We start from the raw sequence: 22,830 nt of genomic DNA, 5'->3' as shown, positions 1-22,830 counted from the left end.
CAGCCGGCCTGGCGCGTCGCGATTGGTGTTCGCCGCGCCTCGTTGGCATTATTCGACCGGGACCCTGGGCCTTAACCTGGGGTAACCCCGAGGAATAAACGGGGAACAGCGGGGAGTGTGGCCGTGAGCCTGGATAAACAACTGATGCCGGTGCCCGACGGTCACCCTGACGTTTTCGACCGCCAGTGGCCGTTGCGGGTCGGCGATATCGACCGCACGGGCCGGTTGCGGCTGGACGCCGCGTGCCGCCACATCCAGGACATCGGCCAGGACCAGCTGCGCGAGATGGGTTTCGAGGAGACCCATCCGCTGTGGATCGTCCGGCGCACCATGATCGACCTGATCCGGCCGGTCGAGTTCAGCGACATGCTGCGGATGCGCAGGTGGTGCTCGGGCACCTCCAATCGGTGGTGCGAGATGCGGGTCCGCATCGACGGCAAGCGCAGCGGCGGGCTCATCGAGTCCGAGGCCTTCTGGATCAACATCAACCGGGAAACCCAGATGCCCTCGCGCATCGCCGACGACTTCCTGGCGGGCCTGCACAAGACGACGTCGGTGGATCGGTTGCGGTGGAGGTCCTATCTGAAGCCGGGCGGCCGGGACGACGCGACCGAGATCCACGAGTTTCCCGTCCGCGTCACCGACATCGACTTGTTCGACCACATGAACAACTCGGTGTACTGGAGCGTCGTCGAGGACTACCTGGCCTCGCACACCGAGCTGATGCGGGCGCCGTTGCGCATCACAATCGAGCACGAGGCGCCGGTGGCGCTCGGCGACAAGCTGGAGATCATTTCGCACGTTCACCCCGCCGGATCCACCGAGCAATTCGGTCCCGGCCTGGCCGATCGCGCTGTTACAACGCTCACATACGCCGTCGGCGACGAGACGAAAGCCGTCGCCGCGATCTTTGCTCGCTAACGGGACAAGCGTCCCGGTTAAATTGCGCGGTGACCTGCGGCTTTGGGGTTACTGACGGGTAGCTTCTGAAACGGTTAAGTTAGTTAGCAACTTAGCAAGCTTCGCAAATTCACGCGTTCCCGTTACTGAAATTGGCAACTTAAACGGGTGGACCGCCCCCCTTGAGCTGTGCCATCTTCGAGTTAGCACACCAGTGAAGTTGAGCCACTAGCTACCGCCGGTGAGGCGTTCAGCAACTCAGTAGTGAAGATCGTGAAGGAGCATGCCCAATGTCTGTCGTTGGCACCCCCAAGAGCGCCGAACAGATCCAGAAGGACTGGGACACCAACCCGCGGTGGAAGGATGTCACCCGCACCTACAGCGCCAAGGACGTCGTCGCCCTGCAGGGCACCGTCGTCGAGGAGGCCACCCTGGCCCGCCGCGGCGCCGAGGTGCTGTGGGAGCAGCTCCACGATCTCGAATACATCAACGCCCTCGGCGCGCTGACCGGCAACATGGCCGTCCAGCAGGTGCGTGCCGGCCTCAAGGCCATCTACCTGTCCGGTTGGCAGGTCGCCGGTGACGCGAACCTGTCCGGGCACACCTACCCCGACCAGAGCCTCTACCCGGCCAACTCGGTGCCGCAGGTGGTCCGCCGGATCAACAACGCGCTGCTGCGCGCCGACGAGATCGCCAAGGTCGAGGGCGACACCTCGGTGAAGAACTGGCTGGCGCCCATCGTCGCCGACGGTGAGGCCGGTTTCGGTGGCGCGCTCAACGTCTACGAGCTGCAGAAGGCCATGATCGCGGCCGGTGTCGCGGGCTCGCACTGGGAGGACCAGCTGGCTTCGGAGAAGAAGTGTGGTCACCTGGGCGGCAAGGTGCTGATCCCGACCCAGCAGCACATCCGCACCCTGACCTCGGCCCGACTGGCCGCCGACGTGTGCGACGTTCCGACCGTCGTCATCGCCCGGACCGACGCCGAGGCGGCCACGCTGATCACCTCCGACGTCGACGAGCGCGACCAGCCGTTCATCACCGGTGAGCGCACCAAGGAGGGCTTCTACCGGGTCCGCAACGGCCTGGAGCCCTGCATCGCGCGGGCCAAGGCGTATGCGCCGTACTCCGACCTGATCTGGATGGAGACCGGTACTCCGGATCTCGAGCTGGCCGCCAAGTTCGCCGAGGGCGTCAAGTCCGAGTTCCCCGACCAGATGCTGGCCTACAACTGCTCGCCGTCGTTCAACTGGAAGAAGCACCTTGACGACTCCACCATCGCGAAGTTCCAAAAGGAGCTCGGCGCAATGGGATTCAAGTTCCAGTTCATCACGCTGGCCGGCTTCCACGCCCTGAACTACTCGATGTTCGATCTGGCCTACGGCTACGCCCGCAACCAGATGAGCGCCTACGTCGAGCTGCAGGAGCGCGAGTTCGCCGCCGAGGAGCGTGGCTACACCGCGACCAAGCACCAGCGCGAGGTGGGTGCCGGTTACTTCGACCGCATCGCCACCACGGTCGACCCGACCTCGTCGACCACCGCGCTGACCGGCTCCACCGAAGAGGGCCAGTTTCACTGAGGACGAGCGGCGCATGCCGCGAGGACGAAGTGAAACCGACGGCTCGAGTCACTGAGGACGAGCGGCGCATGCCGCGAGGACGAAGTGAAACCGACGGCTCGAGTCACTGAGGACGAGCGGCCGCAAGCGCGCCGAGCGTGCACCTGTGGCGAGAATTCGGCCGAATTTTCGCGCTGAGTACACGCTCGTCGCAGCGAGAATGAGATGAAGTAGCGTAGGCCCCGCCCAGCCAATCCTGGGCGGGGCCTATTGCGGTGCAATGCGATACGTTCACCGCAGAGAACCGGAGAGAATTCAGTGAGTGACGCAGCGATTCAGCGAGTAGGGGTAGTCGGGGCCGGCCAGATGGGGTCCGGCATCGCCGAGGTCTCGGTCCGCGCCGACGTCGACGTGACGGTGTTCGAGACCACCGAGGCCCTCATCACGGCGGGACGCAACCGCATCGTCAAGTCGCTCGAGCGCGGCGTCAGCGCCGGCAAGGTCACCGAGCGCGAACGCGACCGCGCGCTGAGCAAGCTCACCTTCACCACAGACCTGAAGGACCTCGCCGACCGTCAACTGGTCATCGAAGCGATCATCGAAGACGACGCCGTCAAGGCGCAGGTGTTCGCCGAACTCGACCGGGTGATCACCGATCCCGACGCGGTGCTGGCATCCAACACCTCGAGTATCCCGATCATGAAGATCGCCGCGGCCACCAAGAACCCGCAACGCGTGCTGGGTCTGCACTTCTTCAACCCGGTCCCGGTGCTGCCGCTGGTCGAGCTGGTCAGCACGCTGGTCACCGACGAAGCCGCCGCCGCCCGCACCGAGGAATTCGCGAGCGCGGTCCTGGGCAAGCAGGTGGTGCGCTGCTCGGATCGGTCGGGATTCGTGGTGAACGCCTTGCTGGTGCCGTACCTGCTATCGGCGATCCGTATGGTGGAGGCTGGCTTCGCCACCGTCGAAGACGTGGACAAAGCCGTGGTGGCCGGACTGTCACACCCGATGGGCCCGTTGCGCCTGTCCGACCTGGTCGGCCTGGACACCTTGAAACTGATCGCCGACAAGATGTTCGAGGAGTTCAAGGAGCCGCACTATGGGCCGCCGCCGCTGTTGCTGCGGATGGTGGAGGCCGGCCGGCTGGGCAAGAAAACGGGTCAGGGCTTTTACCGGTACTGACCGATCCGATGGCATACCGCGAGGTGGCTGACACTGCCTGCTGCTAACCGTCGGCTAATATGCTCGCGTTGAATAGGACGAAAGGTATGTACCGAGGATGACGAGGCTCGAGCCGTATTACGAGGAGTCGCAGTCAATCTACGACGTCTCGGACGAATTTTTCGCATTGTTTCTCGACCCCACCATGGGCTACACGTGCGCCTACTTCGAGCGCGACGACATGACCCTCGAAGAGGCCCAGATTGCAAAATTCGACTTGGCGCTGGGAAAGCTGAACCTCGAGCCCGGGATGACGCTGCTGGACATCGGCTGCGGTTGGGGCGGCGCGCTCAAACGGGCCGTCGAGAAATACGACGTCAACGTCATCGGAATCACGCTGAGCCGCAACCAATTCGAGTACAGCAAAAAATTGCTGTCCGGATTGCCGACGGACCGCAACATCGAGGTGCGCCTGCAGGGCTGGGAAGAGTTCGAGGACAAGGTCGACCGGATCGTGACGATCGGCGCCTTCGAAGCGTTCAAAATGGAACGCTATCCCGCATTTTTCGACATCGCCTACGACGTCCTTCCCGACGACGGCCGGATGCTTTTGCACACGATTCTGATGTATCAGTGGCAGCAATATCCCGAGCTCGGCGTCACGTTGACGATGAGTGATATTCGATTCGCGCGATTCATCGGCCAGGAGATCTTCCCCGGCGGGCAGCTGCCGGCGCAGGAAGACATTTTCAAGTTCGGCGAGGCGGCGGGCTTTTCGGTCGAGCGGGTGCAGTTGCTGCAGCAGCATTACGCGCGGACCCTCAACATCTGGGCGGCCAATCTGGAAGCCAACAAGGACAAGGCGATCGCCATCCAGTCCCAAGAGGTCTACGACAAATACATGCACTATCTGACCGGGTGCGAGAATTTCTTCCGCAAAGGCATCAGCAACGTGGGGCAATTCACGTTGGTCAAATAGGACAGTCGAGTCAGCCCCGAACGGCGATCCGTTCGGGGCTGATTGTTTCCGTCGATCGGGTTACTTCTCCATCGTGAACTGATTGACGTCGGTGTACCCGTCGCGGAACAGCTCGGCGCAGCCGGTCAGGTACTTCATATACCGGTCGTAAACCTCTTGGGACTGGATGGCGAGCGCCTGCTCCCGATTCGCCTCGAGCGCCGCGGCCCACAGGTCCAGCGTCCTCGCGTAGTGCAGCCGCAGCGACTGGACGCGGGTGAGCTCGAAGCCCACGGTGACCCCGTACTCGCCGACGGTCTGCGGCGTCGGGAGCCAGCCCCCCGGGAAAATCTCGGCCAGGATGAATTTCGAGAACTCGACGATCTCGCGGGTCAGGTTCAGACCCTTCGCCCGCGCATCCTTGAAGGACGGCCGAACGATGGTGTGCAGCAACATGATTCCGCCGGGCGGCAGCGCGTTGTAGGCCATCTTGAAGAAGCGCCCGTAGCGCTGGCGGCCGAAGTGCTCGAACGCGCCGATCGAGACGATGCGGTCCACCGGCTCGTGGAACTTCTCCCAGCCCTCCAGCAGCACCCGACGGGTGCGGGTGGTGTCCATCTGGTCGAAGGACTTCTGCACGTGCTCGGCCTGGTTCTCCGACAGCGTCAGGCCCACGACGTTGACGTCGTAGCGCTCGATGGCCCGCCGCATGGTGGCACCCCAGCCACAACCGATGTCCAGCAGCGTCATCCCGGGCTCGAGCTTCAGCTTGCCCAGCGCCAGATCGATCTTGGCGAGCTGCGCCTCTTCCAGGGTCATGTCGTCGCGTTCGAAGTAGGCGCAGCTGTAGGTCTGGGTGGGGTCCAGGAACAGGCGGAAGAAATCGTCAGACAAGTCATAATGGGCTTGCACGTTTCCGAAATGCGGCGTGAGCTGCACAGACATGTCGTCATGGGCCTTTCTTGTTGCGGGGGGCAGGGCCGAACGGCCGAACAGATACCCCGCTTCGTCCCCCGACGCTCTCCTGCATGCTAGCGCCTGAATCTGATGAAGTCGTAGACCCCGGGGCGCGTGCCAGCCTCACATAAGCGGGCGCGATTCCGAAAACCGCCGGCGGCGCCGCCAGGCCTTAAAGGCCTGGGAGCCCGAGCCCGTCGTCGGGGTCCCGGGGCGGGACGATGGGCGACGGGTGCGGCTCTTCGCGGAACTTTTCCAGCGATCCGCCGACCTCGACGATCCCTTTCAGCGCATTCCAGCTCAGCATCGTCAGGTAGTCGATCAGCTCGTCGCGACTCATCCGCGGATAGGACATCCAGGAGTGGGTGGCCAGCTGCACGCCGCCGACGATCAGGAAGGCCCAGGGCTCCGCGCCGCCGGTGTCCATGCCCGCCTGCTGCATGCGACGGCGCATCAACACCGCGAGCATGCGGGCGATGATCCGCTCGGAGTCGGCGATGACCTTGCTCTTGCTGGCGGAACTGTTGGCCATCACGAAGCGGTACGGCTCCGGTTCGTTCGCGACGGTTTCGACGTACACCCGGATGACCTCGCGGGTCAGGTCGAAGCCGTCCAGGTTGGACGTCAGCGCCGCAGCCATATTGGGAATCAGGGTCGTCTGGGTGAACCGCATCATCACCGCGGTGGTGAGGTCGTTCTTGTCGACGAAGTAGCGGTAGAGCACCGTCTTGGAGACGCCGATCTCTGCCGCGATCTCATCCATGCTCAGCGTTCCGCCCAGCCGGCGGATCGCGTCGATCGTGCCGTCAACGAGTTCGTTACGACGCTCCACCTTGTGCTGATGCCAGCGCCGCTTGCGCCCATCCATTTTGGCGTGCGCAACCGTGATTTGCTCTGTCACTATCGCCGATTTCCCATTCCCTAGACGCCCTTGATACTACGGCGTGGGCGGGCGGGTTTGTGGTCCTGGCCGGGCGTGAAGTGGCCTTGAAGTCGTGGCTGCGACCAGTGTCGTCACACCAATCGCCGGGAACATAGATGATGAAGTGGTGGCACATAGAGCCTCGGTGCGAGGCGACGCGTCCGGCCCGCCGACGGCGAGGCCCCCTTCGGCGACGCCGTTGACGGCCGGGGGCCGGGGTCGCACCTCTTTTGCCGAATCCTTCGCGGGCGCCGATCGAGAGGCCGACGCGCAGCGACGGGTGGCGCTGCGCCGGATGAAGATGGTGGCGCTGAGCTTCCTCATCGGTGCCACCGGCGTGTTCCTCGCCTGCCGGTGGGCCCAGGCGCACGCCGGCGTGGGTGTCTGGGTCGGTTACGTCGGTGCCGCCGCGGAGGCCGGGATGGTGGGCGCGCTGGCGGACTGGTTCGCCGTGACCGCGCTCTTCAGGCACCCGCTGGGCATACCCATCCCGCACACCGCGATCATCAAACGCAAGAAAGACCAGCTGGGCGAGGGTCTGGGCGCGTTCGTGCGGGAGAACTTCCTGTCGGCCGAGGTCGTGGAAACCAAGCTGCGCGACGCCGAGGTGTCCGGGCGGCTCGGGAAATGGCTGTCGGAAGCCGCGCATGCCGAGCGGGTGGCGAGCGAGACGGCCACGGTGCTGCGCGTGCTGGTCGAGCTGCTGCGCGACGAAGACGTCCAGCAGGTGATCGACCGGATGATCGTGCGCCGCATCGCCGAACCCCAATGGGGCCCGCCCGTCGGCCGGGTGCTGGCGACCCTGCTGGCCGAGAACCGGCAGGAGGCGCTGATCCAGTTGCTGGCCGACCGGGCCTTTCAGTGGTCGCTGAACGCGGGCGAGGTCATCCAGCGGGTGGTCGAGCGTGACTCGCCGACCTGGTCGCCGCGCTTCGTCGACCACCTCGTGGGCGATCGCATCCACCGCGAGCTGATGGACTTCACCGACAAGGTGCGCCGCAACCCCGAGCACGAACTGCGCCGGTCGGCGACCCGTTTCCTGTTCGAATTCGCCGACGACCTGCAGCACGACCCGGACACCATCGCGCGTGCCGACGCCATCAAGGAGCAGCTCATGGCGCGCGACGAGATCGCCAACGCCGCCGCGACCGCGTGGACGACGCTGAAACGACTGGTGCTCGAGGGTGTGGACGACCCGTCCAGCACGCTGCGCACGCGGATCGCCGACACGGTCGTCCGCATCGGGGAGTCGCTGCGCGACGACGTCGACCTGCGCGACAAGGTCGACAACTGGCTCGTTCGGGCGGCCCAGCACCTGGTCTCGCAATATGGGGTGGAGATCACAGCGATCATCACCGACACCATCGAGCGCTGGGACGCCGAGGAGGCCAGCCGGCGCATCGAACTGCACGTGGGCCGTGACCTGCAATTCATCCGGATCAACGGAACGGTGGTCGGCTCGCTGGCGGGTCTGGTCATCTACGCCGTCGCGCAGCTGCTTTTCTAGCAGTGCTAACAAGTGCTTGCAATAGCAAGCACTTGTTGTACCCTGGTGGCGTCAAGATCGACCGCCCGACCAGGAGCACGCCATGTCACCCGAGGAGAAGCTCTCCGCCAAGGTGTCCAACGCTGCCTCCGACATGGCCTCTGACATCGGCAGCTTCATCCGCAGCCAGCGTGAACTCGCGCAGGTTTCGGTGCGCCAGCTCGCCGAGAAGTCCGGGGTCAGCAATCCATATTTGAGCCAGGTGGAGCGTGGATTGCGTAAACCCTCCGCCGACGTCCTGAACCAGATCGCGAAGGCCCTACGGGTTTCTGCCGAGGTTCTCTATGTGCGCGCCGGGATCCTCGAACCCACCGACAAGAGTCAGGTGCGGGACGCGATCGTCACCGACACTGCGATCACCGAGCGCCAAAAGCAGATCCTGCTCGACATCTACGCATCGTTCACCCAGCAAAACGAATCCACCGATGAGGAGTGTCCGACCGAACCCGACACCGAGTGAACAGGCGCTTCGGGTTGGTGATGTATAGACGACCGGCCGCCGGGGTTACCCCACACGGAGGGATCTACCGATTCCAGCTCAGCGCTGGACGACTACCCCGGGTTCTGGCGGCCCCAGTTGCGAAGGAGACGTTTGCACCTAGCTTTCCGACCAGACACCTGACAACAAAACGCCAAAGCCAACCACTCCATGAAAGGAAAAACCATGGCGGAAAACACCAACATCGAAGACTTGCGGGCCCCTTTGCTCGCCGCCCTGGGCGCGGCCGACCTGGCCCTGGCCACGGTTAACGACCTGATCGCCAGCCTGCGGGAGCGCGCCGAAGAGACCCGCGTCGAGACCCGCACCCGGGTCGAAGAGCGTCGCGCTCGCCTGACCAAGCTTCAGGAGGACCTGCCCGAGCAGTTCACCGAGCTGCGCGACAAATTCACCACCGAAGAGCTGCGCAAAGCCGCCGAGGGCTACCTCGAGGCGGCGACCAGCCGGTACAACGAACTCGTCGAGCGCGGCGAGGCGGCCCTGCAGCGGCTGCGCAGCCAGACGGCGTTCGAGGACGCCTCGGCGCGTGCCGAGGGCTACGTCGACCAGGCCGTCGAGCTGACCCAGGAGGCGCTGGGCACCGTCGCGTCGCAGACCCGCGCCGTCGGCGAGCGCGCCGCCAAGCTGGTCGGCATCGAGCTGCCCGGCAAGGCCGAAGCGACCGCCAAGAAGGCCCAGAAGGCCGTCGGCAAGGCGCCCGCGAAGAAGGCCCCCGCCAAGAAGGCTCCGGCCAAGAAGGCCCCCGCCAAGAAGGCGGCGGCCAAGAAGGTCACCCAGAAGTAGTACGACACTCGCACGACGTTCGGCTCCGAGTCGCCTCCGGGTGACTCGGAGTCGACGTTTTCGACGGTGCCCGCCTACGCTTGAAGGCGTGAACCACCTCGTGGGTACCGTCATGCTGGTTTTGCAGATCGCCGTCTTGGTCACGGCGATCTACGCGTTCGTGCATGCCGCGCTGCAGCGACCCGACGCCTATACCGCCGCCGACAAGCTGACCAAGCCCGTGTGGTTGCTGATCCTCGCCGGCGCCGTCGCCCTGACATCGATCCTGGGCTTCGTCTTCGGCGTGCTCGGCATGGCGATCGCGGCCTGCGCGGCCGGTGTCTACCTGGTCGACGTGCGGCCCAAACTCCTGGAAATACAGGGCAAGTCGCGCTAGCGCGATGAGGGTGCTGCTGACGGCGGCGACCGCCGCGCTCGTCGCCGTGTGCTGCCCGACACCGCACGCGATCGCCGCGCCCGATCCCGACCCCGGCACCGGGGGGCCGAACCCGCCCGCGCTGTCGCCGCCCTTTGTCGAGCGCACCGAGTGGGCGCAGTGGCAGGGCCGCAGCAGCCTGCGGGTCTTCCCGTCGGCGGCCGGCCGGGCCGCCTCCCGCACCCCCGCGTCCCCGGCGTGGGCCGACGAGGCCTGGGCCGAGGTGCTCGCCCTGGCGCCCGGTGCCGACACTCCCGGGATGCAGGCCCAGTTCCTGTGCCACTGGCAGTTCGCCGAACTGGCTCGGCCCGGCAAGACCAGCTGGAACCTGGAGCCGTGGCGCCCGGTCGTCGACGACGCGGAAATGGTTGCCTCCGACTGCAATCCGGGCGGTCGGGAAGAATCGTTCGGATGATCAGCCACCCCACCCGGGCACAGTTGGCGGCCTACGTCGACCACACCCTGCTCAAACCCGAAGCCACCGCCGCCGACGTGACCGCCCTGGTCGCCGAGGCGGCCGAACTGGGCGTGTACGCGGTCTGCGTCTCGCCGCCCATGGTTCCCGTCGCGGTGCACGCCGTCCCCGGCGTGCGGGTGGCCAGCGTGGCGGGATTTCCGTCGGGCAAGCATGTTTCGGCGGTCAAGGCCCACGAGGCCGCCCTGGCCGTGGCGTCCGGCGCCTGCGAAGTCGACCTGGTCATCGACGTCGGCGCGGCGCTGGCGGGCGACGTCGACGCGGTGCGCTCCGACATCGCGGCCGTGCGGAACGCCGTCGGCGGCGCCGTGCTCAAGGTGATCGTGGAATCGTCAGCGTTGCTGGCGATGGCCGACGAGCGCACGCTGACGCAGGTGTGCCGCGCCGCCGAAGACGCCGGCGCCGACTTCGTCAAGACCTCGACCGGGTTTCACCCGACCGGGGGCGCCTCTGTGCGGGCGGTCGCCCTGATGGCCGACACGGTCGGTGGCCGGCTGGGCGTGAAGGCCAGCGGCGGCATCCGCACCGCCGCGGACGCGCTCGCGATGCTGGATGCCGGCGCGACCCGGCTGGGCCTCTCGGGCACCCGGACAGTGCTCGACGGGCTCGGCCGAAGGGACTGAACCGTCAGAGGTTGGCGAAGCAGGGATCGTTGTTGTTGCCGGTGGGGATGCTGGCGTTCCGCGTCGAGAAGTGGCTGGTCACACCCTTGTCGGTGACCTGCACGCTGTCGGCGCGGATGCCCAGCGGGTAGTTCTTGGTCAGGTTCGAGGTGAAGTCGTCGAGCGTCGACTGCACGGATTCCTTGGGCATCGTGAAGCCGAGCGCGTTGAAACTGACGATCTGCAGCTTCAGCCCGGTGCCCTCCACCACCGGCTTGGCGGTGATGTTGTCCAACATGCCCTTCAGCTCGATGGTGCCGTCGGCGGGACGGGTGGTCACGGTGTTGGTGACGAACGGGCCCAGCACCGGGATCGCGCTCTGCACCGACTCCTTGATGCCGTCACTGGTCCAGCTGATGGTGGCGTCCAGTGAGCCGATGGTGCCCTTCGAGTTGGCCGTGTCCTTGAGCCGCACGTCGTTGATGTTGATCGAGAGCTTCATCCCCTTGGCGTCGCGGATGTTGTTGCCGGCGGTCTGCACAGAGATGTTGGTGTAGTGCTTGGTCGCCTGCTGCCACAGCATCAGCGGCGTCACCCCGAAGGACGCGGTCGCCTGGTCCTTGACCTCGCAAGCCACCGCTTGGGCGACCTTGGTGTCCGCGACGTGGCGCACGTACAGCTCGGCCCCGATGAGCCCGGCGATGATCAGCGCGAACACGATGATGAAGATCAGCAGCACGGAGACAGGGTCACGGCCGAAGCGGCGCTTCTTCTTCTCCGGGGTGGCGTCATCGCCGGGCTGAGTGGCCAGCCGCTCCGTCGGTCCGGTGGGCGGCGTGGGCGGCGGCGGGTAGCCGCGTTGCTGCATGTTCGGCTGGGGCGTCCCGAATCGCTCGGTCTGACCCGGCGGGGGAGCCTGAGTGGGCGGCGGTGGTGGCGGTGGCGGCCGCATCTGACCTGGGCCGCCGGTGCTGATCCGCTCGGTCGGCCGTTCCGTGGGGGGCTGGCCGAACGGTCCCTGGTTGGAGGGACGGGCCCACTTCGACGGGTCCGGGTTCGGGGGTCCTTGTGGGTTCGTCACCGTACTGATTCTGCCCTATCAATCTGAGCAAAGGCCGAGCGGTTGCTGAGGACCGCGACGGCTTTGCGCGCCTCGGCGACCCTGTCGACGTCGACGTCGGCCACCACGAGCTGCGGGTCCGCGCCGGCCGACGCGATGACCTCGCCCAGCGGCGAAACGACCAGGCTGCCGCCGACCCCGGTCGGTGCGCCCGATCCGGATTCCGCCTGCGCGGCACCGGGGTCCGCCTGACCGGCGGCGGCGACGTAGCTCATCGAGTCGAGCGCGCGGGCGCGGGCCAGCAGCGTCCACTGGTCGAGTTTGCCCGGGCCCGCGCCCCAGGACGCGCAGACGGCGATCACCTGGGCGCCGCGGCGGGCCAACTCGGTGTAGAGCTCCGGGAAACGGATGTCGTAGCAAACGGTCAACCCGACCCCGACGCCGTCGACCGTGATCACCACCGGCTCGTGTCCCGGCGCGACCGTCCGCGATTCGGTGAAGCCGAACGCGTCGTAGAGGTGGATCTTGTCGTAGTGGGCGCCCGGCAGGCCGGGGGCCGCCGCGAGCAGCGTGTTTTTCACCCGCCCGTCGCCGGCCGGGGTGAACATGCCGGCGACGACGGTGATCTGAGATTCGTCCGCGATGCGCCGCACACCGTCGGCCCAGGGGCCGTCGACAGGCTCGGCGACCGGGCCCAGCGGGACGCCGAACCGGCACATGGTGGCCTCCGGGAACACCACCAGCTTCGCGCCCGCGTCGGCGGCCCGAAGGCTGTATTCGCGCACCAGCTGCAGGTTTGCTGCGGGGTCGGTGCCGCTGAGGATCTGCGCCAGGGCGATTCTCATGAGGGCCAGCTTAAAGCGTGACGACCCCGGGGGCTCAGGCCGTTTTGGCGATCCACTCCGTGGTGAAGCGCTGTTCGGCGGCGATCAGTTCGGCCAGGCGGGCGCCGATGATGTTCTCCAACTTGCCGCCGATGATCGGGACACGCACCTGCACGGTGGCCCGAAACGTCAGCCGGGTGCCGCCGGTCCTTCCGATCGGCTCCAGGACGGCGGTGCCCTCCAGATTCACCGGCGCACCCACGATCGAGCCCACGACCGACCCCGCCGCGGCGCCGTCGGTCACCGGCCCCCACGTCTCCTCGCGCCGGATGCGCAGGTCGCCGCTGTGCAACTGCGTGACCATCCCCGGCAGCTTGTCGCTGCGGATCACCTGCAGCGTGACGACCTCGACGGTGTCGTCGTCACCGGACTCCCCGCCGACCCGCATCGACTCCAGCGTGGCGACATCGACCCCGGATTCGGCCAGCCTGGCCCGCCAGTAGTTCGCATCGGTGAAGGCCCGGTGCACCTCGTCAACGCTGCCGTCGTAGTCGGCCGACAAGTCGAATGAACGCGGCATAGCAGGTCAGGCTACCGTTACGGGCCATGAAATCCAGCGGTGCCGGTTCGGTGTTCGCCGGCGCGTCGGTGGCCGAATCGGTGCCGCTGGCGCCGCTGACGACCCTGCGGGTCGGACCGGTCGCGCGGCGCCTCGTCACGTGCACGAACAGCGACCAGGTCGTCGCCGCGCTGGGGCACCTGGACGCCGAGACGCGCGCCGGACGAGGCGGCCCGGTGCTGGTGTTCGCCGGCGGCTCCAACCTGGTGATCTCCGACACGTGCGCGGACCTGCCCGCCGTGCGGCTGGCCAACGACGGCATCACCGTCGACGGCAACCTGGTCCGCGCCCAGGCGGGCGCGGTGTGGGACGACGTCGTGGTCACCGCCATCGAGCACGGCCTCGGCGGGCTGGAATGCCTGTCCGGCATCCCGGGCTCGGCCGGGGCCACCCCGGTGCAGAACGTCGGGGCCTACGGTGCGGAAGTGTCCGACACCATCACGCGGGTCCGGGTGCTCGATCGTGGCAGCGGCGAGGTGCGCTGGGTGCCGGGCGGCGAGCTGGGCTTCGGCTACCGCACCAGCGTGTTCAAACGCGGGGGTGCCAGCGGGTTCGAAATCCCTTCTGTCGTACTGGAAGTGGAGTTCGCGCTGGACGCGTCGGGGCGCAGCGCGCCGCTGCGCTACGGGGAGCTGGCGGCCGCGCTGAACGCGGGCAGCGGCGAGCGTGCCGACCCGCGGGCGGTGCGCGAGGCGGTGCTGGCCCTGCGGGCGCGCAAGGGCATGGTGCTCGATGCGGCCGATCACGACACCTGGAGCGTGGGTTCGTTCTTCACCAATCCGGTCGTCGCCCCCGACGTCTACGAGCGGCTGGCCGCCACCGTCGACGGGCCCGTCCCGAACTACCCGGCTCCCGGCGGCGTCAAGCTGGCCGCCGGCTGGCTGGTCGAGCGCGCCGGCTTCGCCAAGGGCTATCCGGAGCCGGGCCCGGGCGGCCGCGAAGCGCCCTGCCGGCTGTCCACCAAGCACGCGTTGGCGCTGACCAACCGGGGCGGCGCCAGCGCCGACGACGTGATCGCGCTGGCCCGCGTCATCCGCGACGGCGTTCGCGCTGTGTTTGGTGTCACACTGATCCCGGAGCCCGTCCTGCTGGGGTGCAGGCTGTAGCCGTAAAATTTTGCCGACGCGTGCCGGACCCCGATTTGTCGCGGGCGGGTTGGCGGATTTCCCCGGTATCTTTGATTTTCGTGACCCCGTCCCGTGCCCCGCGGCCGTTCAACCGGCGCGTGGCTTTGGCGACCCTCGGGCTCGGCGTGCTCGCCCCCAATGCGCTGGCCGCATGCAGTGGCACGACCGCGAAGCGAGCCGAGAAGAAAGAGCAGCCTTCGCTGCAGCTGAAGTACCAGCCCGCAGACGCCACCCAGAACGTGGTGCCGATCGCCCCGGTCAGCGTCCAGGTGAGCGACGGGTGGTTCCAGCACGTCACGCTGTCGAATTCGTCGGGCAAGGCCGTCGCCGGCGCGTTCAACCACGACCGGACCGTCTACACGACCTCCGAACCCCTGGGCTATGACATGACCTACACGTGGAGCGGCTCGGCCGTCGGGCACGACGGCAAGGCCGTTCCGGTCGCGGGCAAGTTCACCACGGTGTCGCCCAGCAAGAAGATCGGTGGGGCGTTCCAGCTGGCCGACGGCCAGACCGTGGGCGTCGCGGCGCCGATCATCCTGCAGTTCGACGCCCCGATCACCGACAGGGCCGCCGTCGAAAAGGCGCTCACCGTCACCACCAATCCGCCCGTCGAGGGCAGCTGGGCGTGGCTGCCCGACGAGGCGCAGGGCGCCCGCGCGCACTGGCGCACCCGCGAGTACTACCCCGCGGGCACCACGGTCAACGTCGAGGCCAAGCTGTACGGCCTGCCGTTCGGCGACAGCGCGTACGGCGCCGAGGACATCTCGCTGAACATCCAGATCGGCCGCCGGCAGGTGGTCAAGGCCGAGGTCTCGTCGCACCGCATCCAGGTGGTCCGCGACGAGGGCGTCATCATGGATTTCCCGTGCAGCTACGGCGAGGCCGACAAGGCGCGCAACGTCACCCGCAACGGCATCCACGTGGTCAGCGAGAAGTACGCCGACTTCTACATGTCCAACCCGGCGGCGGGCTACAACCACATCCACGAACGCTGGGCGGTGCGGATCTCCAACAACGGCGAGTTCATCCACGCAAACCCGGCAAGCTCTGGCGCACAAGGCAATTCGAACGTCACCAACGGCTGCATCAACCTGTCCACGAGCGACGCCGAGCAGTACTACCAGTCGGCGATCTACGGCGACCCTGTCGAAGTGACCGGTAGCACGATCCAGCTGTCCTACTCCGACGGCGACATCTGGGACTGGGCCGTGGACTGGGACACCTGGGTGTCCATGTCGGCGTTGCCCCCGCCCAGCGCCCGTCCGCCGTCAACGCAGATCCCGGTCACCGCCCCGGTGACGCCGTCCAACGCGCCGACCCTGTCGGGCACCCCGACCACGACGACACCCGCCACCACCGGCCCGGCTACCTCCGGCGGTTAAAGCGGCTGGCCGACGCCTGGTCGCGCGGCTTCATCACGATCAGGTCCAAGTCGACGTGGGCGGGCCGCGAGGCGACGAATCCGATCACTTCGGCCACATCGGCCGCCACCAACGGGGTGATGCCGGTGTAGACGGCGTCCGCGCGCTGTTGGTCGCCGTCGAAGCGCACCAGCGAGAATTCCGTTTCGACGGCCCCCGGGGCGATCTCGGTCAGCCGCACCGGTTTGCCCAGTAGTTCGCCCCGCAGGGTGCGGTGCAGCGCGCCCTGGCCGTGTTTGGCCGCCGTGTAGCCGGCACCGCCGTCGTAAACCTCAAGCGCCGCAACGGAAGTGACGGTGACGATCAGCCCGTCTCCGGATTCGATCAGCTTCGGCAGCAACGCGCGGGTGACGCGCAGCGTGCCGATCACGTTGGTCTCCCACATCCACCGCCAGTGTTCGAGGTCGGAATCGCTGACGGGTTCCAGTCCGCGGGCGCCGCCGGCGTTGTTGACCAGCACGTCGACGCGGCTCAATTTGCCCGCCAGCGCGTCGACGGCGGCGTCGTCTGTGACATCGGCCACAATCGCGGTGCCGCCGATCTCCTCGGCCAGGTCGCGGATCCGGTCCGCCCGGCGCGCCACCACGACGACGTGAAAGCCCTGTGCAGCCAGGGTGCGGGCGGTCGCCGCCCCGATCCCGGAGCTGGCTCCCGTGATCACCGCGACGCGTTCATTCCTGCCAGTTTTAACCATCGAAACAACCTTAGTGAACGTGCTAAATTTTCCGTGTGCTTCACAGCGCCCTGTCCAACATCACAACCGCCGCGTGTCTGTGCGCGGCGGGTGCGTGTTGTTGCTGCGCACTTTGCCGCCCCTGACCCCATGCCAGGTGTGGCCAAGACGGCCAGCAAAATTCGGACAAAGGACGCTCGTGCCCACCAATATCCTTACCCATACCCATCTTTCGCCCAGTCGCATCGCCGGCCACTCCGGCCAAAAGGGCCACCGCGTGGTGCGCCGGCAAATTGTGCCGCCGGCGTTGCACATCCCCGACTCGGCGGCGGCCTCCGTCTTCCGGGCCGTGCGGCTGCGCGGCCCAGTCGGCCGTGACGTCATCGCCGGCGTCACCTCGCTGAGCATCGCGACGGTCAACCGTCAGGTCATCGCCCTGCTGGAGGCCGGCCTGCTGCGGGAGCGCGCCGACCTGGCCGTCTCCGGCGCGATCGGCCGCCCGCGCGTGCCGGTGGAGGTCAACCACGAGCCGTTCGTGACGCTGGGCATCCACATCGGTGCGCGCACCACCAGCATCGTCGCCACCGACCTGTTCGGCCGCACCCTCGACACCGTCGAGACCCCGACGCCGCGCAACCCGGCCGGGCCCGCGCTGGCGTCGCTGGCCGACAGCGCCCGGCGGTACCTGCGGCGCTGGCATCGGCGGCGGCCGCTGTGGGTCGGGGTCGCCATCGGCGGCACCGTCGACGGCGCCACCGGCCAGGTCGACCACCCGCGGCTGGGCTGGCGGCAGGCGCCGGTCGGACAGGTGCTGGCCGACGCGCTGGGCCTGCCGGTCTCGGTGGCTTCGCACGTGGACGCCATGGCCGGGGCCGAGCTGCTGCTGGGCATGCGGCGATTCCTGCCCAGCTCGCCGACGAGCTTGTACGTCTACGCCCGCGAGACCGTGGGCTACGCGCTGGTGATCGGCGGGCGGGTGCACTGCCCGTCCAGCGGGCCGGGCACCATCGCGAGCCTGCCCGCCCACTCCGAGCTGCTCGGCGGCACCGGACAGCTGGAATCCACCGTCAGCGACGAAGCCGTGGTGGCCGCCGCCCGCCAGCAGCGCGTCCTGCCGTTCGCCCCCGCGAACCGCGGCAACGGGCCCGCCACCGGCATCGCCGACCTGTTGCGGGTGGCGCGCGCCGGCAACCAGCAGGCCAAGGATCTGCTCGCCGAGCGGGGCCGGGTGCTCGGCGAGGCGGTGGCGTTGCTGCGCGACATGCTCAACCCCGACGAACTGGTGGTCGGTGGCCAGGCGTTCACGGAGTACCCCGAAGCGATGGAGCAGGTGGAGGCGGCGTTCGCCGCACGCTCGGTGTTGGGGCCGCGCGACATCCGCGTCACCGCCTTCGGTAACCGGGTGCAGGAGGCCGGTGCGGGGACCGTGTCGCTGTCCGGGCTGTACGCCGACCCGCTGGGTGCGATGCGGCGGGCCGGGGCGCTGGACGCCCGGTTGCACGACGTCACCCGGGACGAGTCGCCCGCCTGACGCGTGTCCTGCGCGGGTGCGGCCGCCGGCGAGCCGTCCTGTAAAGATGACAGGGTGCGGCACGATGACGTTTTCCGGCTGAACGAACCGCGCCGCGTTGCAGTGTTGGCGGTCCACACCTCCCCACTGGCCCAGCCCGGCACCGGCGACGCGGGCGGCATGAACGTCTACGTGCTGCAGACCGCGTTGCACCTGGCGCGGCGGGGCATCGAGGTGGAGATCTTCACCCGGGCGACCGCGTCCGCCGACCCGCCGGTGGCGCGGGTGGCGCCCGGGGTGCTGGTCCGCAACGTGGTGGCGGGGCCGTTCGAGGGGCTGGACAAATACGACCTGCCCACCCAGCTGTGCGCGTTCGCGGCGGGGGTGTTGCGCGCCGAGGCATCCCATGAGCCGGGCTACTACGACATCGTGCACTCGCACTATTGGCTGTCCGGGCAGGTGGGCTGGCTGGCCCGCGACCGCTGGGCGGTGCCGCTGGTGCACACCGCGCACACCCTGGCCGCGGTCAAGAACGCGGCGTTGGCCGAGGGGGACTCGCCCGAGCCGCCGCTGCGCACGGTGGGGGAGCAGCAGGTGGTCGACGAGGCGGACCGCCTGATCGTCAACACCGACGACGAGGCCAGGCAACTGATCTCGATTCACCACGCCGACCCGGCGCGGATCGACGTCGTCCATCCCGGGGTGGACCTCGACGTGTTCCGGCCCGGCGATCGCCGGGCCGCCCGGGCCGCGCTGGGCCTGCCGCCCGACGAACGCATCGTGGCGTTCGTCGGCCGGATCCAGCCGCTGAAGGCGCCCGACATCGTGTTGCGTGCCGCCGCGAAACTGCCGGGGGCGCGGATCGTGGTCGCGGGCGGGCCGTCGGGCAGCGGCCTGGCTTCCCCGGACGGATTGGCCCGGCTGGCCGACGAGCTGGGCATCACCGCGCGGGTGACCTTCCTGCCCCCGCAGTCCCGGCCGAACCTGGCCACGTTGTTCCAGGCCGCCGATGTCGTTGCGGTGCCGAGCTATTCGGAGTCGTTCGGCCTGGTCGCCCTCGAGGCGCAGGCCTGCGGCACCCCGGTGGCGGCGGCCGCGGTCGGCGGGCTGCCGGTGGCCGTGCGCGACGGGATCACCGGCACGCTGGTCGCCGGGCACGACGTCGACCGCTGGGCGGCCGCGCTGGACGGCCTGCTGCGCAGGCCGGCGGAGCAGGCCGCGGAGATGGGCCGCGCGGCCGCCGCCCACGCGGCCACCTTCTCCTGGGACCACACCACCGATGCGCTGCTGGCCAGCTATCGCCGCGCGATCGGCGAGTACACCGCCGAGCGCCGCGGGGTGGGCGCATGAGTTCCTCCACCGTAACCCGGGTGATCGAGGATGCCCTGCGGGCCAGCGGGCTGAACTACTCGAAACACGCTGGCGCACATGGCGGTCCGCCCGGCTTGGTGGTGGAACTGCCCGGCGAGCGCAAGCTCAAGACCAACACCATCTTGAGCGTCGGCGAGCATTCGGTGCGGGTCGAGGCCTTCGTGTGCCGCAAGCCCGACGAGAACCACGAGGGCGTCTACCGATTCCTGCTCAAGCGCAATCGCCGGCTCTACGGCGTCGCCTACACGCTGGACAACGTCGGCGACATCTACCTGGTGGGCCGCATGTCGCTGCCGTCGGTGGACGCCGACGAGATCGACCGGGTGCTCGGCCAGGTGCTCGAAGCGGTGGACTCGGACTTTAATACGTTGCTGGAGTTGGGTTTTCGCTCGTCGATCCAGAAAGAGTGGGAGTGGCGGGTGTCGCGCGGCGAGTCGCTGAAGAACCTGCAGGCCTTCGCCCACCTGATCGACGAAGACGACGAAGACGACCCGGATTAGTACGCTCGGCGCGGCTCGATGAGTGCGTGAGAGACTAACCGGCATGGGTGACTCTGCCACGCTGGTGCTGCTCCGCCACGGCGAGAGCGAATGGAATTCGCTGAACCTGTTTACCGGCTGGGTGGACGTCGGGCTGACCGACAAGGGCCGCACCGAGGCGGTGCGCAGCGGCGAGCTGCTCGCCGAGCACAACCTGTTGCCCGACATCCTGTACACGTCGCTGCTGCGCCGGGCCATCTCCACCGCGCACCTGGCGCTGGACGCCGCCGACCGGCTGTGGATTCCGGTGCGGCGCACCTGGCGGCTCAACGAACGCCATTACGGGGCGCTGCAGGGCCTGGACAAGGCCGAGACCAAGGCGCGCTACGGCGACGACCAGTTCATGGCCTGGCGACGCAGCTACGACACGCCGCCCCCGCCGATCGAGCAGGGCAGCACCTACAGCCAGGACGCCGATCCCCGGTACGCCGACATCGGCGGCGGGCCGCTGACCGAGTGCCTCGCCGACGTGGTTGTCCGCTTCCTGCCGTATTTCACCGACGTCATCGTCCCGGACCTGCGCAGCGGCAAGACGGTGCTGATCGTCGCGCACGGCAACTCGCTGCGGGCCCTGGTCAAGCACCTCGATCAGATGTCCGACGACGACATCGTGGGCCTGAACATCCCGACCGGCATCCCGCTGCGCTACGACCTGGACGCCGACCTGCGGCCGGTGGTGCCCGGCGGCACCTATCTGGACCCCGAAGCGGCCGCCGCCGGTGCCGCCGCGGTCGCCGGCCAGGGCCGCGGCTGAGGTTTGCGCCCCGGCGCGATATGGCGCGCGAACGCCCCGTTAGCCAAACACCACGTGAACGGGAGCGGAACACCTGTGACGCAAGGTGTGACTTGTCCGATTTTGGCCTCGTTCTGCTAGGGCAGCGTTCAGGAAGATTTGTAGGATTTGCTATGTGACTGTGTTCTCGGCGCTGTTGCTCGCCGGGGTGTTGTCCGTGCTGGCACTGGCCGCAGGTGTGGCGGTCGGGGCCCGGCTGTCTCCGCGCGCGGTGCAGCGCCGCCAGCGGGCGAGCACCGAGTGGACCGGGATCACCGTCGGGCAGATGCTGGAATGCATCGTGTCGCTGATGCCGGTGGGCGCGGCGGTGGTGGACGTCCATCGCGACGTCGTCTACCTCAACAATCGGGCCAAGGAGCTGGGCCTGGTGCGCGACCGCCAGCTCGATGACCAGGCCTGGGAGGCGGCGCAGCAGGCGCTGACCGGTGTCGACGTCGAGTTCGACCTGCAGCCGGCGAAACGGGCGGGCGGCCGGTCCGGGCTCTCGGTGCACGGGCAGGCCCGGTTGCTCAGCGAAGAGGACCGACGGTTCGCCGTGGTCTTCGCCCACGACCAGTCCGACTATGCGCGGATGGAAGCCACCCGGCGCGACTTCGTGGCCAATGTCAGCCACGAGCTCAAGACCCCGGTGGGTGCGATGGCCCTGCTCGCCGAGGCCCTGCTCGCCTCAGCCGACGACTCCGAAACCGTGCGAAGGTTCGCCGAGAAGGTGCTCGTCGAAGCCAACCGCCTGGGGGACATGGTCGCCGAGCTGATCGAGCTGTCCCGGCTCCAAGGCGCCGAGCCGCTGCCCGACGTCGTCGAGGTCAACGTGGACAGGGTTGTGAGCGAAGCGATTTCGCGCCACAAGGTGGCGGCTGACAACACCAACATCGCGGTCCGCACCGACTCTCCCAGCGGTTTGCGGGTGCTCGGCGACGAAACGCTGTTGATCACCGCGCTGGCCAACCTGGTCTCCAACGCGATCGCCTATTCGCCGCCGGGTTCGCCGGTGTCGATCAGCCGTCGCCGCCGCGGCGAGAACGTCGAGATCGCCGTCACGGATCGCGGGATCGGGATCGCCCTGGAAGACCAGGAGCGGGTCTTCGAGCGGTTCTTCCGGGGCGACAAGGCCCGCTCACGGGCCACCGGCGGCAGCGGCCTGGGCCTGGCGATCGTCAAACACGTCGCGGCCAACCACAACGGCACCATCGGCGTGTGGAGCAAGCCGGGAACCGGATCGACATTCACCCTGTCCATTCCGGCGGCCAAGCCGTCAACTCGAGACGAGGGCGAATCCGAGCAACCGCAGGGCCGCGACGTGCGGCCCGACCGGTCCCAAAGAGAGGAAGAACTAAGTCGATGACCCGCGCGTACGACGATGCCGAGGAGTTGCGCTCATGACCCGCGCGTATGACGATGCCGAGCGTAGCGATGAGGAGGAATCGCGCTCATGACCAGTGTGCTGATCGTGGAGGACGAGGAGTCGCTGGCCGATCCGCTGGCGTTCCTGCTCCGCAAGGAGGGCTTCGAGGCCACCGTGGTGACCGACGGGTCGGCGGCGCTCGCCGAGTTCGACCGAGCCGGCGCCGACATCGTGCTGCTCGACCTCATGCTGCCCGGAATGTCGGGCACCGACGTCTGCAAGCAGCTGCGCGCGCGTTCCAGCGTGCCGGTGATCATGGTGACCGCCCGCGACAGTGAGATCGACAAGGTCGTCGGTCTCGAGTTGGGCGCGGATGACTATGTGACCAAGCCCTATTCGGCGCGTGAGCTGATCGCGCGGATCCGGGCGGTGCTACGCCGCGGCGGCGACGACGAGTCCGAGATCAGCGACGGCGTGCTCGAGTCCGGCCCGGTGCGGATGGATGTCGAACGCCACGTCGTGTCGGTCAACGGTGACGCGATCACCTTGCCGCTCAAGGAATTCGACTTGCTCGAGTACCTGATGCGCAACAGCGGCCGGGTGCTGACCCGCGGGCAGCTGATCGATCGGGTGTGGGGTGCGGACTACGTCGGCGACACCAAGACGCTCGACGTCCACGTCAAGCGCCTGCGGTCCAAGATCGAAGCCGACCCGGCCAACCCGGTGCACCTGGTGACGGTGCGGGGCCTGGGCTACAAGCTGGAAGGCTAG

General features: G+C 67.8%; 24 protein-coding genes. 18 read left to right on the top strand and 6 right to left on the bottom strand.

Features of this window, described 5'->3' with window-relative positions; genetic code table 11:
• The first annotated feature begins 123 nt into the window (after window positions 1-123).
• The 4 genes from JF781_RS10290 (at window position 124) to JF781_RS10275 (ending at window position 4,596) form a co-directional block, all read left to right on the top strand.
• Entirely contained in the window at window positions 124-921 is a 798-nt protein-coding gene (locus JF781_RS10290) for an acyl-[acyl-carrier-protein] thioesterase (RefSeq protein WP_225328374.1), read from the top strand.
• A 269-nt stretch (window positions 922-1,190) separates the two neighbouring features.
• Window positions 1,191-2,477, top strand: coding sequence for an isocitrate lyase (gene aceA / locus JF781_RS10285; protein ID WP_202376737.1), 1,287 nt, complete (start codon window positions 1,191-1,193; stop codon window positions 2,475-2,477).
• Window positions 2,478-2,774: 297 nt separating this feature from the next.
• Window positions 2,775-3,638 carry a 3-hydroxybutyryl-CoA dehydrogenase gene (locus JF781_RS10280; RefSeq protein ID WP_225328373.1) on the top strand — a complete coding sequence of 288 codons (864 nt, stop codon included), beginning with the start codon at window positions 2,775-2,777 and terminating at the stop codon, window positions 3,636-3,638.
• A 97-nt stretch (window positions 3,639-3,735) separates the two neighbouring features.
• Window positions 3,736-4,596 (top strand): cyclopropane mycolic acid synthase family methyltransferase, encoded by an 861-nt coding sequence (locus JF781_RS10275; RefSeq protein WP_225328372.1) that lies wholly within the window; start codon window positions 3,736-3,738, stop codon window positions 4,594-4,596.
• Between the two features lie 60 nt (window positions 4,597-4,656).
• On the opposite strand, the gene pcaA is transcribed toward JF781_RS10275, so the two are convergent.
• Window positions 4,657-5,520 (bottom strand): cyclopropane mycolic acid synthase PcaA, encoded by an 864-nt coding sequence (gene pcaA / locus JF781_RS10270; protein WP_225328371.1) that lies wholly within the window; start codon window positions 5,518-5,520, stop codon window positions 4,657-4,659.
• Window positions 5,521-5,704: 184 nt separating this feature from the next.
• On the bottom strand, window positions 5,705-6,400 hold the full coding sequence (locus JF781_RS10265; RefSeq protein WP_225328431.1) for a TetR/AcrR family transcriptional regulator: 696 nt from the start codon (window positions 6,398-6,400) through the stop codon (window positions 5,705-5,707).
• A gap of 178 nt (window positions 6,401-6,578) precedes the next feature.
• Between JF781_RS10265 and JF781_RS10260 the strand changes: the two genes are divergently transcribed.
• The 6 genes from JF781_RS10260 to deoC all read left to right on the top strand — a co-directional run bounded on the left by JF781_RS10260 (window position 6,579) and on the right by deoC (window position 10,795).
• Window positions 6,579-7,961: a DUF445 domain-containing protein gene (locus tag JF781_RS10260; protein ID WP_374109687.1), complete on the top strand. Its 1,383-nt coding sequence runs from the start codon at window positions 6,579-6,581 to the stop codon at window positions 7,959-7,961.
• Between the two features lie 82 nt (window positions 7,962-8,043).
• A complete protein-coding gene (locus tag JF781_RS10255) occupies window positions 8,044-8,460 on the top strand; it encodes a helix-turn-helix domain-containing protein (RefSeq protein WP_225328370.1) in 417 nt (138 codons plus the stop codon).
• Window positions 8,461-8,664: 204 nt separating this feature from the next.
• Complete coding sequence (gene hbhA, locus JF781_RS10250) at window positions 8,665-9,282, top strand: heparin-binding hemagglutinin HbhA (protein ID WP_225328369.1); 618 nt, start codon at window positions 8,665-8,667, stop codon at window positions 9,280-9,282.
• A gap of 88 nt (window positions 9,283-9,370) precedes the next feature.
• On the top strand, window positions 9,371-9,658 hold the full coding sequence (locus JF781_RS10245) for a DUF2516 family protein (protein WP_008261234.1): 288 nt from the start codon (window positions 9,371-9,373) through the stop codon (window positions 9,656-9,658).
• Window positions 9,659-9,662: 4 nt separating this feature from the next.
• Window positions 9,663-10,112: a DUF2599 domain-containing protein gene (locus tag JF781_RS10240; RefSeq protein WP_225328368.1), complete on the top strand. Its 450-nt coding sequence runs from the start codon at window positions 9,663-9,665 to the stop codon at window positions 10,110-10,112.
• On the top strand, window positions 10,109-10,795 hold the full coding sequence (deoC, locus tag JF781_RS10235) for a deoxyribose-phosphate aldolase (RefSeq protein WP_225328367.1): 687 nt from the start codon (window positions 10,109-10,111) through the stop codon (window positions 10,793-10,795). The genes JF781_RS10240 and deoC overlap by 4 nt, the downstream gene beginning before the upstream one ends.
• A 4-nt stretch (window positions 10,796-10,799) precedes the next feature.
• Here the strand turns inward: deoC and JF781_RS10230 are convergent, their stop codons facing one another.
• The 3 genes from JF781_RS10230 to JF781_RS10220 are packed head-to-tail and all read right to left on the bottom strand — an operon-like array spanning window position 10,800 to window position 13,238.
• A complete protein-coding gene (locus tag JF781_RS10230) occupies window positions 10,800-11,855 on the bottom strand; it encodes a DUF2993 domain-containing protein (protein WP_225328366.1) in 1,056 nt (351 codons plus the stop codon).
• On the bottom strand, window positions 11,852-12,679 hold the full coding sequence (locus JF781_RS10225; RefSeq protein WP_225328365.1) for a carbon-nitrogen hydrolase family protein: 828 nt from the start codon (window positions 12,677-12,679) through the stop codon (window positions 11,852-11,854). The genes JF781_RS10230 and JF781_RS10225 overlap by 4 nt, the downstream gene beginning before the upstream one ends.
• A 34-nt stretch (window positions 12,680-12,713) precedes the next feature.
• The gene (locus JF781_RS10220) at window positions 12,714-13,238 is read right to left on the bottom strand and encodes a DUF2505 domain-containing protein (protein WP_225328364.1); all 525 of its coding nucleotides are present in this window, start codon (window positions 13,236-13,238) and stop codon (window positions 12,714-12,716) included.
• 26 nt (window positions 13,239-13,264) lie between these two features.
• Between JF781_RS10220 and JF781_RS10215 the strand changes: the two genes are divergently transcribed.
• Together JF781_RS10215 and JF781_RS10210 are read left to right on the top strand one after the other, a co-directional pair.
• Complete coding sequence (locus tag JF781_RS10215; RefSeq protein ID WP_225328363.1) at window positions 13,265-14,383, top strand: UDP-N-acetylmuramate dehydrogenase; 1,119 nt, start codon at window positions 13,265-13,267, stop codon at window positions 14,381-14,383.
• Between the two features lie 56 nt (window positions 14,384-14,439).
• Window positions 14,440-15,789, top strand: coding sequence for an Ig-like domain-containing protein (locus tag JF781_RS10210; RefSeq protein WP_374109689.1), 1,350 nt, complete (start codon window positions 14,440-14,442; stop codon window positions 15,787-15,789).
• Here the strand turns inward: JF781_RS10210 and JF781_RS10205 are convergent.
• Window positions 15,773-16,522: an SDR family oxidoreductase gene (locus tag JF781_RS10205; protein WP_225328362.1), complete on the bottom strand. Its 750-nt coding sequence runs from the start codon at window positions 16,520-16,522 to the stop codon at window positions 15,773-15,775. The two genes, JF781_RS10210 and JF781_RS10205, sit on opposite strands and share 17 nt — an antisense overlap.
• Before the next feature lie 223 nt (window positions 16,523-16,745).
• Here JF781_RS10205 and JF781_RS10200 point away from each other — a divergent pair, with 223 nt between their 5' ends.
• The 6 genes from JF781_RS10200 (at window position 16,746) to regX (ending at window position 22,830) form a co-directional block, all read left to right on the top strand.
• A complete protein-coding gene (locus JF781_RS10200) occupies window positions 16,746-18,032 on the top strand; it encodes an ROK family protein (protein ID WP_225328428.1) in 1,287 nt (428 codons plus the stop codon).
• A 54-nt stretch (window positions 18,033-18,086) separates the two neighbouring features.
• Window positions 18,087-19,361: a D-inositol-3-phosphate glycosyltransferase gene (gene mshA, locus JF781_RS10195; RefSeq protein WP_225341162.1), complete on the top strand. Its 1,275-nt coding sequence runs from the start codon at window positions 18,087-18,089 to the stop codon at window positions 19,359-19,361.
• Window positions 19,358-19,882 carry a YbjN domain-containing protein gene (locus JF781_RS10190; RefSeq protein WP_225328775.1) on the top strand — a complete coding sequence of 175 codons (525 nt, stop codon included), beginning with the start codon at window positions 19,358-19,360 and terminating at the stop codon, window positions 19,880-19,882. The genes mshA and JF781_RS10190 overlap by 4 nt, the downstream gene beginning before the upstream one ends.
• 43 nt (window positions 19,883-19,925) lie before the next feature.
• The gene (locus JF781_RS10185; protein ID WP_225328776.1) at window positions 19,926-20,675 is read left to right on the top strand and encodes a phosphoglyceromutase; all 750 of its coding nucleotides are present in this window, start codon (window positions 19,926-19,928) and stop codon (window positions 20,673-20,675) included.
• Window positions 20,676-20,829: 154 nt separating this feature from the next.
• Complete coding sequence (locus tag JF781_RS10180) at window positions 20,830-22,059, top strand: cell wall metabolism sensor histidine kinase WalK (RefSeq protein WP_225328777.1); 1,230 nt, start codon at window positions 20,830-20,832, stop codon at window positions 22,057-22,059.
• Between the two features lie 87 nt (window positions 22,060-22,146).
• On the top strand, window positions 22,147-22,830 hold the full coding sequence (gene regX / locus JF781_RS10175) for a two-component sensory transduction protein RegX (RefSeq protein WP_225328778.1): 684 nt from the start codon (window positions 22,147-22,149) through the stop codon (window positions 22,828-22,830).

Origin of the sequence: Mycobacterium sp. WUMAC-067, from assembly GCF_020217485.1 — a bacterium.
Taxonomy (GTDB): Bacteria; Actinomycetota; Actinomycetes; order Mycobacteriales; family Mycobacteriaceae; genus Mycobacterium.
Note: the sequence above shows the minus strand (reverse complement) of the source record. Positions and strands in the feature narration are given on the sequence as shown.

Bases quoted from the DNA above. Each gene is read 5' to 3' on its own strand.
- regX (WP_225328778.1), top strand. From the start codon at position 22,147: ATGACCAGTGTGCTGATCGTGGAGGACGAGGAGTCGCTGGCCGATCCG.
- JF781_RS10265 (WP_225328431.1), bottom strand. From the start codon at position 6,400: ATGGATGGGCGCAAGCGGCGCTGGCATCAGCACAAGGTGGAGCGTCGT.
- deoC (WP_225328367.1), top strand. From the start codon at position 10,109: ATGATCAGCCACCCCACCCGGGCACAGTTGGCGGCCTACGTCGACCAC.
- aceA (WP_202376737.1), top strand. From the start codon at position 1,191: ATGTCTGTCGTTGGCACCCCCAAGAGCGCCGAACAGATCCAGAAGGAC.
- JF781_RS10240 (WP_225328368.1), top strand. From the start codon at position 9,663: ATGAGGGTGCTGCTGACGGCGGCGACCGCCGCGCTCGTCGCCGTGTGC.
- JF781_RS10225 (WP_225328365.1), bottom strand. From the start codon at position 12,679: ATGAGAATCGCCCTGGCGCAGATCCTCAGCGGCACCGACCCCGCAGCA.
- JF781_RS10185 (WP_225328776.1), top strand. From the start codon at position 19,926: ATGGGTGACTCTGCCACGCTGGTGCTGCTCCGCCACGGCGAGAGCGAA.
- pcaA (WP_225328371.1), bottom strand. From the start codon at position 5,520: ATGTCTGTGCAGCTCACGCCGCATTTCGGAAACGTGCAAGCCCATTAT.
- JF781_RS10255 (WP_225328370.1), top strand. From the start codon at position 8,044: ATGTCACCCGAGGAGAAGCTCTCCGCCAAGGTGTCCAACGCTGCCTCC.
- JF781_RS10215 (WP_225328363.1), top strand. From the start codon at position 13,265: ATGAAATCCAGCGGTGCCGGTTCGGTGTTCGCCGGCGCGTCGGTGGCC.
- JF781_RS10275 (WP_225328372.1), top strand. From the start codon at position 3,736: ATGACGAGGCTCGAGCCGTATTACGAGGAGTCGCAGTCAATCTACGAC.
- JF781_RS10205 (WP_225328362.1), bottom strand. From the start codon at position 16,522: ATGGTTAAAACTGGCAGGAATGAACGCGTCGCGGTGATCACGGGAGCC.
- JF781_RS10190 (WP_225328775.1), top strand. From the start codon at position 19,358: ATGAGTTCCTCCACCGTAACCCGGGTGATCGAGGATGCCCTGCGGGCC.
- hbhA (WP_225328369.1), top strand. From the start codon at position 8,665: ATGGCGGAAAACACCAACATCGAAGACTTGCGGGCCCCTTTGCTCGCC.
- JF781_RS10220 (WP_225328364.1), bottom strand. From the start codon at position 13,238: ATGCCGCGTTCATTCGACTTGTCGGCCGACTACGACGGCAGCGTTGAC.